12 protein-coding genes and 1 rRNA gene are annotated in these 15,616 nt (G+C 48.3%); 12 read left to right on the forward strand and 1 reads right to left on the reverse strand.

What is annotated here, in order from left to right:
* Nucleotides 1–12: 12 nt before the first annotated feature.
* The 12 genes from ACXAGC_RS06495 (at nt 13) to ACXAGC_RS06550 (ending at nt 15,052) form a co-directional block, all read left to right on the forward strand.
* Complete coding sequence (locus ACXAGC_RS06495; RefSeq protein WP_474843432.1) at nt 13–1,953, forward strand: chemotaxis protein CheA; 1,941 nt, start codon at nt 13–15, stop codon at nt 1,951–1,953.
* The gene (locus tag ACXAGC_RS06500; protein WP_119502487.1) at nt 1,950–2,450 is read left to right on the forward strand and encodes a chemotaxis protein CheW; all 501 of its coding nucleotides are present in this window, start codon (nt 1,950–1,952) and stop codon (nt 2,448–2,450) included. Before ACXAGC_RS06495 ends, ACXAGC_RS06500 begins: the two co-directional genes overlap by 4 nt.
* 2 nt (nt 2,451–2,452) lie before the next feature.
* A complete protein-coding gene (locus tag ACXAGC_RS06505) occupies nt 2,453–5,380 on the forward strand; it encodes a methyl-accepting chemotaxis protein (protein WP_474843435.1) in 2,928 nt (975 codons plus the stop codon).
* 15 nt (nt 5,381–5,395) lie between these two features.
* Nucleotides 5,396–6,232 carry a CheR family methyltransferase gene (locus tag ACXAGC_RS06510; protein ID WP_474843437.1) on the forward strand — a complete coding sequence of 279 codons (837 nt, stop codon included), beginning with the start codon at nt 5,396–5,398 and terminating at the stop codon, nt 6,230–6,232.
* The gene (gene cheD, locus ACXAGC_RS06515; protein ID WP_474843439.1) at nt 6,225–6,839 is read left to right on the forward strand and encodes a chemoreceptor glutamine deamidase CheD; all 615 of its coding nucleotides are present in this window, start codon (nt 6,225–6,227) and stop codon (nt 6,837–6,839) included. Before ACXAGC_RS06510 ends, cheD begins: the two co-directional genes overlap by 8 nt.
* A 7-nt stretch (nt 6,840–6,846) precedes the next feature.
* Nucleotides 6,847–7,893 (forward strand): protein-glutamate methylesterase/protein-glutamine glutaminase, encoded by a 1,047-nt coding sequence (locus ACXAGC_RS06520; protein WP_119502491.1) that lies wholly within the window; start codon nt 6,847–6,849, stop codon nt 7,891–7,893.
* A 273-nt stretch (nt 7,894–8,166) separates the two neighbouring features.
* Complete coding sequence (locus tag ACXAGC_RS06525; protein ID WP_119502492.1) at nt 8,167–8,532, forward strand: response regulator; 366 nt, start codon at nt 8,167–8,169, stop codon at nt 8,530–8,532.
* Entirely contained in the window at nt 8,529–9,113 is a 585-nt protein-coding gene (locus ACXAGC_RS06530) for a chemotaxis protein CheC (protein WP_119502493.1), read from the forward strand. The genes ACXAGC_RS06525 and ACXAGC_RS06530 overlap by 4 nt, the downstream gene beginning before the upstream one ends.
* A complete protein-coding gene (locus ACXAGC_RS06535) occupies nt 9,113–10,384 on the forward strand; it encodes a sensor histidine kinase (RefSeq protein WP_119502494.1) in 1,272 nt (423 codons plus the stop codon). The genes ACXAGC_RS06530 and ACXAGC_RS06535 overlap by 1 nt, the downstream gene beginning before the upstream one ends.
* A 55-nt stretch (nt 10,385–10,439) precedes the next feature.
* Nucleotides 10,440–12,356 carry a GGDEF domain-containing protein gene (locus ACXAGC_RS06540; RefSeq protein WP_474843443.1) on the forward strand — a complete coding sequence of 639 codons (1,917 nt, stop codon included), beginning with the start codon at nt 10,440–10,442 and terminating at the stop codon, nt 12,354–12,356.
* Nucleotides 12,356–14,704, forward strand: coding sequence for a DNA polymerase II (locus ACXAGC_RS06545; protein WP_474843445.1), 2,349 nt, complete (start codon nt 12,356–12,358; stop codon nt 14,702–14,704). The genes ACXAGC_RS06540 and ACXAGC_RS06545 overlap by 1 nt, the downstream gene beginning before the upstream one ends.
* Nucleotides 14,705–14,845: 141 nt before the next feature.
* The gene (locus ACXAGC_RS06550; RefSeq protein WP_474843447.1) at nt 14,846–15,052 is read left to right on the forward strand and encodes a hypothetical protein; all 207 of its coding nucleotides are present in this window, start codon (nt 14,846–14,848) and stop codon (nt 15,050–15,052) included.
* A 277-nt stretch (nt 15,053–15,329) separates the two neighbouring features.
* On the opposite strand, the gene rrf is transcribed toward ACXAGC_RS06550, so the two are convergent.
* Nucleotides 15,330–15,445: ribosomal RNA gene (gene rrf, locus ACXAGC_RS06555) — 5S ribosomal RNA — on the reverse strand.
* Nucleotides 15,446–15,616: the final 171 nt, after the last annotated feature.

Raw genomic sequence — 15,616 nt, forward strand, 5'->3', positions numbered from 1 at the left:
GGAAGCGTCACTATGTCTATCGATATCGAACAATTCCACGCGGTCTTCTTCGACGAAAGTCAGGAACACCTGGATGACATGGAACAGCTCCTCATGGAACTGGATGTCGAAGATCCCGATCTTGAGCAGCTCAACAGTATTTTCCGGGCCGCCCACTCAATCAAAGGTGGCAGTGGAATCTTCGGTTTTGATGCGCTTACCGGGCTCACCCATGTCATGGAGAATTTGCTCGACAAAGCCCGTAAGCAAACCATTTCGCTGGACGTGCCTACCGTTGATTTGTTTCTTGAAACGGTAGACTTACTTAAGGTCATTCTGGATGCATACCGAACCGGCAGTGAGCTTCCTCAATCTGACATAGACTCCGGTGTAGCAGCCCTTGAAAAAGCGCTGGCTGCAGCCGACGGACAGGCAACAGATGCTCCGCAACCCGCTGCAGAAAGCGCTGCGGCAGACGACGATGATATCGATGGTTTCGGCTTTTTCGATGATGATGATGACGAGCCCGCAGCAGAAACAGCGGAAGTCGCAGAAAACACAGAAAATGAAGCGGCAAAAGCAGAAGCAAAAGATGACGATATAGACGGGTTTGGCTTCTTTGATGATGAGCCTCAACCTGCTGCATCACCGGAAGAAAAGCAAGGTTACGGTTTCTTCAAACCGGTTGAAGCCGTTGCAGAAGATGCCAAAGCCGCATCGGCAGAGGCGGCAAAAGCTGCCGCTAAACCTGCGGCTAAGAAAGCTGCAGCGAAATCTGCGGCTAACAAAGAAGCGTCTTCTATTCGTGTAGACACCCTGAAAATTGATCAGATGGTAAACCTGGTGGGTGAACTGGTTATTACCCAGTCCATGTTGTCGATGATTGGTGATGAAGTTACCGGAGCCATAGGTCAGAAGTTGCAGACGGCCATTGCAGAACTGCAGCGTAATACCCGCGAGATTCAGGAATCGGCAATGTCCATGCGTATGCTGCCGGTGAATATGACGTTTAACCGCTTCCCCCGTGTTGTGCGGGATCTGTCTTCTAAACTCGGTAAAAAAGTTGACCTCGTTATTGAAGGCGGCGCAACTGAAATCGATAAAAGCATGATTGAAAAGCTGGTCGACCCTCTGACTCACCTGGTTCGAAACAGTATCGATCATGGTGTAGAGAAGCCGGCAGACCGGGTCGCATCAGGCAAAACTGAAAATGGTACCGTGATTTTACGGGCTGCACAGCGTGGCAGTTCGATTGTCATCAGCATTATTGATGACGGGGCAGGACTCAGTCGTGAACGCATTCTGTCCAAAGCAACAGAAAATGGCCTGCCGGTGACACCGGATATGCCTGACAGCGAGGTCTGGTTACTGATCTTCCAGCCCGGATTTTCTACGGCAGCTGAAGTGACCGACGTGTCCGGTCGGGGTGTTGGTATGGACGTTGTCCGCCGGAACATTGAAGCTATTGGCGGCCGGATTGAAATTGATTCACATAAAGGACTGGGGTCATCATTTCATATCCATCTGCCACTTACGCTGGCTATTGTAGACGGGATTTGTGCTGCCGTGGGCGACCAGATTTTCGTCATCCCGCTGGTAAATATTATCGAATCACTGCAACCGGTAAAAGAACAGCTCAAACTGATTAAGAACGAACATCTGCTGTGGATAAGAGAGCAGTACTGGCCTCTGGTACCGATTCACCAGATGATGCATGTGGACCATGCTGTTACGAACCCCACGAAAGGGATTGTTGTACTGCTGGAAAGCAGCAAACGTCGCTTTGCTATTCAGGTCGATTCTCTGCTCGGCCAGCAACAGGTGGTGATCAAGAGTCTCGAACAGCACTACCGTAAAGTACCCGGCATATCCGGTGCCACCATCATGGGAGATGGCCGTGTTGCCATGATCCTGGATGCAGATGCCATCGCAGACTTGTGCAAACCTGTTCATGAAGAGGAAAAAGTATCATGAGTGCCCATGCCAGAGACCATCTCGCATCTAAAGATGTTCAGGAATACTTAAGCTTCATTTTAAGCTCTGAGCAATATGCCCTCGATATTACCTCAGTAAAAGAAATTCGCGGCTACGAGAAAGTCACACCTATCGCCAATGCGCCCAAATTTATCAAAGGCGTGCTGAATCTTCGCGGTGACATCGTACCCATCGTCGACTTACGGATTAAATTCAATATTCCGGATCCGACCTACAATGAATTCACCATTGTCATCATGCTACATGTTCATAACCGTGTTGTGGGCATAGTCGTTGATGGCGTCTCGGATGTTGTACGCCTTACGGAAGATGAAGTCAGGCCACCACCTGATTTCGGGGTGATATTCGACAGCCGGTTCCTGAAGGGGCTGGCAACTGTGGATGACCATATGGTCATTCTGGTTAACATTGAACAACTAATTTCCAGCGAAGAAATCGGTCTTGTTGCAGAGCAACTGACCGGTGAGGGAGAGTAATTATGGGTATGTTTGACTGGATCAACAGCGAAGCTTCGCGTGATCAGAAAATTCAGATGCTGCGTAAATCGCAGGCTGTCGATGCTTCTACCTGCTGCATCATGATGGCTGACGCAGACAGAAATATTGTCTACGCCAACAAAGCTGTCGTTAAGTTGTTAAAGGATAACGAAGCAGAATTGCAGAAAGTATTGCCGCACTTTTCAGCAGACAATCTGATTGGCGAGAACATCGATCAGTTCCATAAGAACCCCGCTCATCAAAAAGGCATGCTGGCAGAGCTAAAGCGTCCGATGTCTTCGAATATCATTGTGGGCAAAGTTAATTTTAAACTCACCCTCACCCCGCTGAAGGACGAAGAAGGCCACTCAGTGGGCACCATGGTGGAATGGGTGGATCAAACAGAACTTCTGCTGAAAAGAGGCATGCTGGAGGCCCTTCACCGGGTTCAGGCTCTGGCCGAATACACAGCAGAGGGTGAACTCATCGACGTGAATGAGAATTTTCTTAAGCTCACTGGCTATAGCCGGGCAGAAGCTCTGGGAAAACATCAAAGCGCTTTCGTGAAACAGGAGCTGGTTCACAATCAGGTATATAAAGACTTCTGGGATAAATTACGGCGCGGCGAAATTGACTCCGGGGAGTATCAACGCTTTGGCAAAGATGACAAAGAGTTCTGGGTGCAGGCTTCGTATAACCCGATTTTCGACACTGCCGGCAAGGTCACCAAAGTGGTTGAGTTTGCTATCGATATAACCAGAGAAAAACTGAAAAATGCCGATTATTCAGGCCAGATTGAAGCAATTGGTAAAGCTCAGGCCGTTATTGAATTTGATACTTCCGGCAACATTCAGTGGGCCAATGACAATTTCTTAAGTGCCACCGGCTACAACCTGGATGAAATAAAGGGCCAGCACCACAGCATGTTTGTTGAGCCGTCTGAAAAAATCAGTGCTGCTTACAGCAATTTCTGGAATGAATTACGGGGCGGCAACTTTAAGTCAGGGGAATATAAACGGGTTGCCAAAGGCGGCAACGAGATCTGGATTCAGGCATCTTACAACCCGATTATTGATATGAACGGCAAGGTTTTCAAAGTCGTTAAATACGCCACGTTGATTACTGAACAAAAACTGAAAAATGCTTACTTTGAAGGGCAAATTAACGCCATCGGTAAATCTCAGGCGGTCATTGAGTTCAATGTGGACGGTATTATCCAGTGGGCTAATGATAACTTCCTGAACACAGTGGGTTACACCCTTGATGAAATAAAAGACAAGCATCACAGAATGTTTGTAGATAAAGAAACCCGGGGCTCAGAGGAATACTCTCAATTCTGGGCTGACCTGAAGAAAGGTAAATTCTTCTCCGGTGAGTTTAAGCGAATTAATAAAGCCGGTGAGGAAATCTGGATTCAGGCCTCCTACAACCCTATTCTGGATATGGACGGCAATGTTTTCAAAGTAGTGAAATACGCGACCAACATTACCGAAGAAAAGTTACGTACCGCTTATTTCGAAGGTCAGATTTCAGCTATTGGCAAATCCCAGGCTGTGATTGAGTTTGATATGGACGGCATGGTTATCCACGCCAACGAGAATTTCCTCAACACGCTTGGCTATACCCTCGATGAAATTAAAGGTAAACATCACAGTATGTTTGTGGATCAGGAAACCCGCAACAGCAATGATTACCGTTCGTTCTGGGATCAATTGAATCACGGTGTCTACCAGTCCGGCGAGTACAAACGTTTTGGTAAAGGCAACAAGGAAATCTGGATTCAGGCTTCTTATAACCCCATTCTGAACCAGAATGGCAAACCTTTCCGCGTGGTGAAATACGCAACCGATGTCACCGCCCGTACCACTGCAGTTTACGATATTAAACAAGTTATGACCCAACTGGCGAAAGGCGACCTGACTTGCGAGATTGAACACGAGTTTGAAGGCGAGTTCAAAGTGCTGGGTGAGTCTATCAACCAGTTCATCCGTGATATGCGGGTCACCATTTCACGCATCAACCATGCTGTTGAAACAATCAGCAGTGCGTCCAGTGAGATCGCCAGCGGAAATGCAGACTTATCCAGCCGGACAGAGCAGCAGGCGTCCAGTCTGGAAGAAACGGCATCCTCAATGGAAGAACTGACCGGTACTGTGCGCCTGAATGCAGAGAATGCGGAGCAGGCCAACAGTCTGGCATCACAGGCTTCATCTATCGCCGTAAACGGCGGCAATATGATTCAGCGTGTGGTAGAAACCATGGGCAGCATCAACGAGTCAGCCCAGAAAATTTCAGACATTATCGGTGTAATAGACGGCATCGCCTTCCAGACCAATATTCTGGCGCTGAATGCTGCCGTAGAAGCCGCCCGTGCCGGTGAACAGGGACGCGGATTTGCGGTAGTCGCCTCCGAAGTAAGAACGCTGGCACAGCGCTCTGCAGAAGCTGCAAAGGACATCAAAGAGCTGATTTCAGACTCGGTAGATAAGATTGGCAGCGGCAACACGCTGGTGAAACAGAGCGGTGACACCATGGGCGAAGTGGTTACCTCAATTAAGCGGGTTAACGACATTATGTCAGAAATTGCTGCGGCGTCTTCTGAACAGTCCAACGGCATAAACGAAATCAGTAAAGCCGTCACGCAAATGGATGAGATGACGCAGCAGAACGCGGCGCTGGTTGAAGAAGCAGCAGCAGCAGCGGAAAGTATGCGTCAGCAGGCAGCACAACTGTCAGAGCGTGTTGCCACATTTAAATTAAGTGATAAAGACCGCTCAGCAGACCCGATGGAAGACCTGCCTGCCATTAGTGCAAGACCGAAATCTCAGTCCCGCAAGCCGGCAGCAGCAATCGGATCAAACGGGAAAAGCAGCAAACCTGCAGTAAAGGCAGCGGCTCCTGAAGATACGGAAGAATGGGAAAGTTTTTAAAGGAGATGGGCCGGTATGAGCCAGAGCGCCCGGCAAGAATTTGCGTTTAATAAAGAGGATTTTGAGAGAGTCAGACAAACCTTATATCAAAAGGCAGGAATCAATCTTACAGATACGAAAGATTCACTGGTTTACAGCAGACTCGCCCGCAGACTGCGGGCGTTGTCGCTGAACAGCTTCGATGACTATCTCACATACCTGAAACGTACGCCTGAAGAAGACGAGAACTTCATCAATGCCCTGACGACAAACCTGACTTCATTTTTCCGTGAGGCCCACCACTTTGATGCGCTGGCAAATTACCTGCGGACGCATCCGGGCCAGCGGACAATATGGTGTTCAGCCAGCAGTACCGGCGAAGAGCCCTACTCCATCGCAATGACAGTGGCAGAGGTGTTCGACAGTTTTGATAATCCGGTATCGATCATTGCGTCAGACATTGACAGCCAGGTACTGGCGAAAGCCAGCGCAGGCATATACAACAGCGAGGCGACAACCAAACTGACACCGCACCAGTGCAAGAAGTTTTTGCACAAAGGTAAAGGCAGCCAGAAAGGTAAAGTGCGGGTAGTACCGGAACTGCGAAAAAATGTCAATTTCAGACGCATCAATCTGATGGATGTGACCTGGCCAATACGGGGACCCATTGATGTCATATTCTGCCGTAACGTGATGATTTATTTTGATAAGCCCACCCAGTTGAATATTTTGAAACGCATGGTGGCACTGTTACCGGATGACGGTTTATACATCGCCGGACATTCAGAGAACTTCAATAAGGATTCACAGATCGTTACGCCAGTGGGGAAAACCATTTACAAACCGGCCCGTGAAGACAGACGCTATGGCTGAAACCTTCATGGACGGCGTGGGGCACGAAGCCAACACATATTATGATCCCCGCTTTGTCCGGCAGGCTGTAAAAATTCTGCCGGGAGAGTATTTTTCTACCGGCAATGACACACTGATGGTCACAGTTCTCGGCTCCTGTGTGTCTGCTTGTCTGATGGATTTGCACAACGGCGTGTGCGGCATGAATCACTTTTTGTTGCCCTCAGACAGAGGCTCTGAAGGTGAATTTTGTGAAGCCTCCCGATATGGCATGTATGCCATGGAGTTGTTGATTAATCAGATGATGAATTTAGGTGCCGATAAGCGGCATCTGCAAGCCAAAGTATTTGGCGGCGGAAATGTGGTTGCGGGTATATCCGTCACCAATGTTGGCCAGATGAACTCAGAGTTTGTAACTGCTTACTTACGAAGAGAGTGCATTCCAATCGTTGCCAGCGATTTAATGGAAGACTACGCCCGCAAAATATATTTCTTCCCTGACTCAGGACAGGTACTCGTGAAACGGATACGGAAATTCAATAATTCAACGATCATGGACCGGGAAAGTGCTTACCGCATTAAGTTGAAACAAGGGCCTGAACAGAGTGAATTTGAACAGTTTGATTAGGTGAGCCATGACGATAAAAGTACTTGTTGTAGACGACTCCGCGTTAATCAGAAATCTGCTTGGCGAAATCGTAAAAAGCGAAAGCGATATGCAGCTGGTTGGTGCCGCACCCGATGCCTATGTCGCTAAAAAGATGGTGCAGGAACACAATCCGGATGTCATCACTCTGGATATAGAAATGCCCAAGGTCGACGGCCTGCGTTTCCTCGATGTACTGATGAAAGCACGTCCCACGCCGGTGGTAATGATATCCACCCTCACGGAAGCAGGCGCTGATGCCACCATCCGTTCACTGGAGCTTGGCGCTGTTGATTTTATCCCTAAACCCAAACTGGGAGTTGTGCAGGGAATAGAAGAATACCGCGAATTGATTTTATCAAAGATACGTATGGCAGCCCGCTCGCGGGTACGTCAGCAAAAGCCGGCCACAGTTAAAACAACGACAGCACTCACCTATTCAAGTACTGAGAAAATCATCGCCATCGGCGCTTCTACCGGCGGCACGGAAGCGATAAAAACCATAGTCAGTGCGTTACCGGCCAATGCACCGGCGACGGTTATCACCCAGCATATGCCACCGGGTTACACCAGCACCTTTGCAAAGCGGCTGGATGCCTGCAGCCAGTTAAAAATTGTGGAAGCCCGGGGTGATGAGCGTTTACTTCCCGGCCACGGCTACCTGGCTCCCGGCGATAAACATATGGAGATCATCCGCAGTGGTGCCGATTACCGGATCAGATTAAATGACGGGCCCCGTGTCAGTGGCCACAAGCCCTCAGTGGATATGATGTTTACCTCGCTGGTTGAATCTGCCGGCAGTAACGTAGTGGCCAGTTTGCTGACAGGTATGGGTAAAGACGGCGCAGACGGGTTGCTGGCGCTGAAAGAGAAAGGTGCATTCACCATTTGTCAGAATGAAGACACCTGTGTGGTATACGGCATGCCTAAAGTTGCCGTCTCGCTGGGGGCGGCGGAAAAGATTTTGCCACTCGAAAATATCGCTCAGGCAATGGTTTCTCAACTGGAGAAAATGAAAGCAGGCAGCCGTTTGTAAAGTTCTTAAGTATGACGGCTTATATCAGATTATGGCGTTGCATCCGGTAGCACAGGTGAGAAGTTAGCTACACTGGATTCGGGAAGCTTTTAGTGACATTTGTGCAGAAAATTTCACCTAAAGAATAACACACAAATGTCACAAAAGACCTATACTCAAAATGACGTGATATTAGCAAATAGTCGAAATTGAAAGATTTTTTTTCAGGTGGACTTGCAGGAATGAAAATATCGCAAATACTCATGATAGGTTCGAAATTGTCTGGAGGTAAGAATGACAGTTCCGCTACTTGTGGCCGATGACTCGCGTCTGTCACGAAGAAGTGTACTAAAAGCGCTTCCGCCTGAAATCGAGTTTACTGTCACAGAAGCTGCGAATGGCAGGGAAGCAATTGATCTGCTCGAAAAGAACGGGTTCAGATTACTATTACTCGACCTGACTATGCCCGAGGTGGACGGTGTTGGTGTGCTTGAATACCTCGCGGACAAAGAAGAAAGACCAGATGTGATTGTGATCAGTGCTGACTTCCAGCCTGAAAAACAACGCATTGTTATGGATCTGGGGGCGCACAAATTCATCAGAAAGCCTCTCGATAAAGAAGAATTAGCCATGACATTGTTTGAGCTGGGGTATCTATGAGCAGTGTTATTTCCCTCACAGAAGATCAACGTGACGCCCTTCAGGAGCTAATGAATATCTCTATGGGGCAAGCTGCTAATTCGCTGGCGCACCTGATAGAAACTAAAATAGGTATCTCCATACCTAAAATATCAGCCGTTACGCCAGCCGAATTATTTACACTTATTAATCGCAGTGAAAATGCGTTTTACACCAGACAATCTTTCCTTGGAGATATCCAGGGTGAAGTGATGGCGGTAGTATCAGAGCAGGGTTTAACCGAAGTGGCCAGCCTGCTCGAATACGAGGCTCCGCTCAGCCAGAGTGATATTGAAGAAACCATACTGGAGCTGTCAAATATTCTGGCCGGCGCTTGTCTGGCCGGTTTATCGAACCAGCTTGAACTGGCAACTAATCTGAATATGCCAACATTGTTTTCTCCGAATAAGGCATCATTCACCGAACTTAACTGGCAGCATAGCCTGGTAATGGAAGTGCAGTTCGATATTGAGCTCTCTTCATTCTCCATGCGGGTAGTCTTTTGTCTCGACCGTGCGTCACTGGTACGGCTAACCGAAACTATTGATGAATTGCTGGGTTAATGTTCGAGCAACTTTTTGGCAAATTACCGGTTGGGATCTGCATTGTAAATGAAGATTACCAGGTCATTTTCCTCAACGACTTTTTTATCGACCGCATGGAAACCGGACTCCGTGCTGACTACATGGAAAAGCCGGTAGCAGAGCTCTTTCCAGAGCAGGAAAAGTTTCTGCGCCGCAGAATTAAATCTGTCTTCGTTCTTCAACATCCCAGTTTCAGCTACTGGGAACAACGCCCGCATATTTTTCCGTTTAAAAGTAGCCGCCCCATTACCGGTGAAGAGACACAGATGTACCAGAATATGGAAATCGTGCCCTTATCTTCTCCGGAGCATGGCAAGCTGGCGTGTATTTTCCTTCAGGACGTTACCGCCCAGGCCAGTTACTTCATTGCCCAGCAGGAATTATCCAAAGCGCTGAAACGTGAGCATGAAGAACAACTTAAACTCATCAAGAAACTCGACTCAGCGCAAAGCCAGCTTATCCAGGCAGAAAAAATGGCTTCTACGGGACAACTGGCAGCCGGCATTGCCCACGAAATCAATAATCCCATTGGCTTTGTCTCAGCCAATCTGGACACTTTAAAGCAATACGGTGAACACCTGATAACCTTGTGCGACACGCTGGCAGACAATATTGAAAATACCGATGAAAAAACACGCACGCTAATCACGGGCCTTCTGGAAGAGCATCATTACGACTTATTAAAAGACGATATGACTCCGCTGATTGATGAGTCCAGAGACGGCCTTATCCGTGTGCGGGACATTGTCGAGAACCTTAAGCGGTTTGCACTGGAAGATTCGGCCGGATGGCAACTGATGGATTTGGATGAAGCGGTAAAGCAGATGGCAGAGCTGGTATCAGTCCAATACAAAAAGCCCACGTTTAAAGTCACCTGTGAACCCGCCGGCCTGAAAATCTATTGCGAGCCGGGCAGCCTTAAACAGGCTTTGATGAATATGGTGATCAATGCGGCCCAGTCCATCAATCATAAAGGGTTTGTAAAAGTAGATGTGCATGGTGATGACACAACGGTCCGCATCAAGATCATCGACAGTGGTGAAGGCATTGAAGAAAAGCACGTTAAGAAGATATTTGATCCGTTCTTCACAACCAAACCGGAAGGGCTGGGTCAGGGGCTCGGGTTATCAGTGGCTTATACAGCCATAGAACAACATGAAGGCAAAATTTCAGTCAGTAGTAAGGTGGGTAAAGGTACCGTATTTGAAGTCACTTTACCGGTACTGACCCCGGACGACGAAGCACATTAATATTCCCGGGCTGAACTGTTGCAGGTTATGTTTGGCCTCCCGCCCGCATCAGGCTATGATACACCGTCTTTTTCTTATGCTGACAGGAACAGTGATGTATCCGGCTTACCGGTTTAAAAGATACCTGGCAGGCCTGCTTGCTTTCAGTATTCTCAGTTTCAACGTATTCGCAGACTTGTGGACAGGTGATGCCGCCGTGCATCTTGCCGGTGTAAGAAACTCTCCGCAGGACGTACTCGACGCATTACCGGCCAGCAATGATGAACTGTCTTCAGAACAGCGAGCCCTGCATTTTTACCTCATCAGCCGTGCAAATGGCGCGCTTGCTTTGCATGAAAAAGCGGAAGAAGCCGCTTTAGCAGGTCTGGCACTGGCACCGCCTCCCCCTTTAAATGACTATCTGACGCTGGCGCTGGCAGAAGCCAGAGACGGACTGGGTCTTGCTCAATCCATGATCTCTGCTGCGGCAGAATCGCTGGCCCGGGCCCGTGACGGTGATGACGAAGCCCTGTTGTTTTATGCAATCAGTGTGAACGGTTATATCAATGTAACTTTAAACCAGTACAGCGAAGCCCTTGCGTTATTTCAGGAAGGTTACCGCCGGCTTGAATCTCCGGGTGCTTTTTTCAGCCGGGCTGATTTTGCCAGCATGATTGCCCTTGTATACGAATACCGGCAGGAACCTGAAATGGCATTGCGTTTCTATCGCGAAGCTGAAACCTGGTACCGGCAAAATAATGTGCGCCTTGAACTGGCGAATACCCTGTTTGGATTAGGCAAAGCCACTATCCAAACCGGCGATGGTGATGAAGGCATGACCCTGCTTCTTGAATCTGCAGATATTGCCCTTAACATCCGCGATTTACAGGGTGCTGCATTCAGTTATGAAGCTATTGCATCTGAGCTGATTGACCGGGGGATGACCGCCGATGCATCGCCGTTTTTAGATGATGCCCTCAGTCTGTTTATGCAGGCTGGCAATCCGTTTATGCAAATTAAAGTCTTAATTGAAAAGGCACAAATTGCCGTTGATCAGGGTCAGCCGGAAGAGGCTTTACGCAGACTGGCCAGAGCTGAGGAAATGGCCACGGGTGAATCCTTTTTGTCACAACGAATTGCCATTGCAGATACAAAAGCCCGCGCTTTTGCCGCCAAAGGTGAGCACCAGTCTGCCTATCTGGTATTACTGCAAAACAGGCAGAACCGCGCTTTGTTACAGAAAGAAATTAACTCCAGGCGAATTCTGGAATTACAGACCCGTTTCGATGTGGAAAAGCAGCGGGCGCAAAATGCCCTGCTGGAAGAGCAAAATTTACGTCAGCAAAACCAGTTAAAGAATGAACAGCGCCTTCAGCGCTATACAATTGCACTTATCGGATTGCTTATTGTGGTATGTGGCCTGCTGAGCTGGCTGTATTTTAATGGGAAACGTCATCAGAAACGCCTTGAACAACTGGCAAACTATGACGGCCTGACTGGTTTAATGACACGCCGGAAAACCATGGAAGATGCTGAGTTACAGTATCAGATGGCCCAAAGACACAAAACGCCTTTGACAGCAGCGGTTATTGACCTCGATCATTTTAAACAAATTAACGACAAGTACGGCCATCAAACCGGGGATGATGTGCTCAGGGCCTTTGGCAGAAAGGCGCAAAAGCATTTCAGGAAAACGGATATTCTGGGCCGTATTGGTGGAGAGGAATTTCTTTTCCTGTTTCCCCATACCGGGACGAACGACGCGCTGGACATGCTTGAGCGTTTTGCCGGCAGCGTCCGGAAAATTCCTGATGAACTGAAAATCAAAACGATGCAGGTCACGTTATCCGTCGGCCTTGTCGATGCCACTTCGTTTTCCAATATGACCAGAGTAGTTGCTGTCGCAGACGAAGCGTTGTACGAGGCAAAGGAAACTGGCAGAGATAAAATAGTGACCGGTCAGCCCTCTGCTACGGACGGACAATCTCAATAGTGACAGGCAAAGGCTTCATTTTATCCCGCCGGACCATTCGCAGGGATAGCCGCGAATGCGTTGAATTGTGGATTTCCACTGAGAATGGTCCGGTGCGGCTTATCTCTGAGCCACAAACCAGCGTTTCCTTCATCAGAACATCTCATCTGGAACAGGTTCAAAATCTGATCCGGGCGAAAGGCCTGGATATCACCCCGGAAGCGGTCAATTTCAAAACCCTGGAACAGGAAGAAGTCATACTACTGCGGTGTGCTGACGACTTCACAAGGCACAAATTACGTCGCGGGATGCAGAGCGCAGGGCTGCCACTGTACGAGGGAGATATTAAGTCTGAAGACCGTTTTCTGATGGAGCGTTTTGCGTACGGAGCTGTAAGTTTTTACGGGACGCAGGTTCATAATGAGGTTGTGAACGCCAAAGTGAAAGGGGCACAGTTTCGTCCGCAACTGACCAGCGTATCTGTTGATATTGAGTGTGATGAAAAGGAAAACCTGTATTCCATCGCTGTTGCTTCTGAGACCATGAACCGTGTATGGCTGAATACTGCAGGAACCACACCGGTCACTGACGAATTTGCGACCTTTGATGTCATTAATCTGCCCGGTGAAAAAGAAGTCCTTACCGCTTTCTGCAAGGCTGTCGCAAAGCTGGATCCTGATGTCATACTGGGCTGGAACATCAAGCAGTTTGACCTCGCTGTGCTTAACAGAATGGCACGGCGACAAGGCATTCCGCTGACATTGGGCCGCCAGGGAGAAACCCTTACCGTACGGGAGTGGGAAGACGGCTCACAGGTGATAGCAGAGATTCCCGGCCGCTGTATCATTGATGGCATTGATGCGCTGAAAACCATGACCTGGCAGTTCGAAAGCTTCGCACTGGACTTTGTTGCAAATGCCTTGCTGAATAAAAGAAAGCTGATTACCGGCGGGGATAAACTTGAAGAAATTAAAACCTTATACCGCGAGAATCCTTCTCAGCTACTCGCATACAATCATCAGGATTGTGTTCTGGTAAACGACATCGCGGAACATACACGTTTCATTGATTTTCTCATTTTACGCAGCACCCTTACCGGACTGGATATGACCCGGCCCGGCGGCTCAGTTGCAGCGTTTATAAACGTATATCTGCCTAAGCTGCACAGACAGGGATATATATGTGGAATCCGCCCGGAGAATGGCGGTCTTGCAAGCCCGGGAGGCTACGTGATGACGTCCAGACCCGGGCTGTATAAGAATGTACTGGTACTGGATTTTAAGAGCCTGTATCCCTCTATCATAAGAACTTTTCTTATTGACCCCCTTGGTCTGGCTGAAGGGTTACTGCACCCTGAAAACGCCATAGAAGGTTACAGAGGAGCCATGTTCTCCCGCACGGAGCATTTTCTGCCCGATATCATTGCAGGACTTTGGCAACAACGTGATGAAGCTAAACAGCAGCAGGATGCGCCGCGCTCTCAGGCGATAAAAATTTTGATGAATTCATTTTACGGTGTGCTCGGTAGTGGCGGTTGCCCTTTCTACGATCCCCGTCTTGCCAGCTCGATCACTATGCGGGGACACGACATCATGCAAACCACTGCCGGCTGGATACAAGAAGCCGGCTACGAAGTGATTTACGGCGATACGGACTCTACATTTGTATTCACAGGTGATGACTGCACACCCCGGCAAGCTGAATTAATTGGTACGCAGTTACAGGACATGATCAACCGCCGCTGGCGTGAGACGTTAAAACAGGATTTTGATTTACACTGTCATCTTGAAATTGAATTTGAAACCCACTTCCGCCGCTTTTTTATGCCCACAATCCGTGGTTCAGAAGAAGGTAGCAAGAAGCGTTATGCCGGCGTGGTGGTAAAAGAGGGTAAGGAACAACTGATTTTCAAAGGGCTGGAAAATGTCAGATCAGACTGGACTGCGCTGGCACGTCAATTTCAGGAAAAGCTTTACGCCCTTGTCTTCGCAGAACAGTCTCCTGTGGATTACATCAGAACATTACTCAGTGATATCCGCGCCGGTAAACTGGATGACTTTCTGGTGTACGCAAGGCGCCTCAGAAAGCCTCTGAATGCTTATACACGCACGCAACCGCCTCATGTTAAAGCTGCACGTCAGGCTGATGAGATGAATCTGGCAACAGGCAAACCTCTGCAATACCAGCACAAAACTACAGTGCGTTATGTTGTCACTATAGCAGGACCGCAGGCTGTCGGGTATGTCACTCAACCACCTGACTATGAACACTATATTGAAAAACAAATCAGACCCATTGCTGAAAGCATCCTGCCGGCAACAGGGATCAACTATGATGATATAGACAACCAGCAACTGGGTTTATTTTAACCCGTTAGCCGCCCCTTCCGGTAATTCAACGCAGAGCCATTTCACTGGCACACTTTATCCGATATAACGTTTACATCCCTTGCAGGACGACCTTCAGGTGCTGACAGGGAGCTTCGACTTAGTCACCGGATAGGAGGAACAGTGTTTAACTGGAAAGCCATACTGAAGCCCGCGGACTGGGCGTCAATTCTTAAGCATACCGGCCTGCTCGCTTATGCATTTATTGCCAGTATCTTATTCAAATCTCTGGGATTCATTCCGTCACATCAGGTGCCGGTAACCATGCTCATCGCATTTGTGTCTCTGGAATGGATGTTTTTCCAGCGCACTAAGTTCACTTCTCAGTAAGTCTTCTTTTTTATGATCCCTCCGGATACTCACAATCGGTGTCCGGTTTGGCTGTCCGTTTCTCTCTCTGCTCCCCTTTTCTATCAACTTTTCAATGATCATCCCTCTTCTGAAATCCTTCGGTAGACAGACAATTATATTTTAAATAACTGAGTGGCTGGCTCCGGCAAAAAGTGATTCAGCCTTAATGTTATGGCTTTTGACTAGCAGAGACTCTGACCAGAGAAAAGAAACGAAAAAAGCCCGCTCAGATGAGCGGGCTTCTTCGTAATTGGGAGCCTGACGGTGTGCTACTCTCACATGGGGAGACCCCACACTACCATCGCCGCTAACGCGTTTCACTTCTGAGTTCGGAATGGATTCAGGTGGTACCACGTCGCTATTGCCGTCAGGCATAAACTTTTGTCTTAATGATGTTTACACATCACTAAGATAACAATTCTGGAAAGCTGGATATCTTCATCAATCAGAGTAACGCTACTCTAACTTTTTTAATTAGTCAGTCTTTAACTCACAACTTCTAAGTAAAAGCTACTTAGGCGTTGTATGGTTAAGCCTCACGGG

This window comes from Alteromonas sp. AWJ4_197, from assembly GCF_056160285.1.

Bases quoted from the DNA above. Each gene is read 5' to 3' on its own strand.
- ACXAGC_RS06495 (WP_474843432.1), top strand. From the start codon at position 13: ATGTCTATCGATATCGAACAATTCCACGCGGTCTTCTTCGACGAAAGT.
- ACXAGC_RS06500 (WP_119502487.1), top strand. From the start codon at position 1,950: ATGAGTGCCCATGCCAGAGACCATCTCGCATCTAAAGATGTTCAGGAA.
- ACXAGC_RS06505 (WP_474843435.1), top strand. From the start codon at position 2,453: ATGGGTATGTTTGACTGGATCAACAGCGAAGCTTCGCGTGATCAGAAA.
- ACXAGC_RS06510 (WP_474843437.1), top strand. From the start codon at position 5,396: ATGAGCCAGAGCGCCCGGCAAGAATTTGCGTTTAATAAAGAGGATTTT.
- cheD (WP_474843439.1), top strand. From the start codon at position 6,225: ATGGCTGAAACCTTCATGGACGGCGTGGGGCACGAAGCCAACACATAT.
- ACXAGC_RS06520 (WP_119502491.1), top strand. From the start codon at position 6,847: ATGACGATAAAAGTACTTGTTGTAGACGACTCCGCGTTAATCAGAAAT.
- ACXAGC_RS06525 (WP_119502492.1), top strand. From the start codon at position 8,167: ATGACAGTTCCGCTACTTGTGGCCGATGACTCGCGTCTGTCACGAAGA.
- ACXAGC_RS06530 (WP_119502493.1), top strand. From the start codon at position 8,529: ATGAGCAGTGTTATTTCCCTCACAGAAGATCAACGTGACGCCCTTCAG.
- ACXAGC_RS06535 (WP_119502494.1), top strand. From the start codon at position 9,113: ATGTTCGAGCAACTTTTTGGCAAATTACCGGTTGGGATCTGCATTGTA.
- ACXAGC_RS06540 (WP_474843443.1), top strand. From the start codon at position 10,440: ATGATACACCGTCTTTTTCTTATGCTGACAGGAACAGTGATGTATCCG.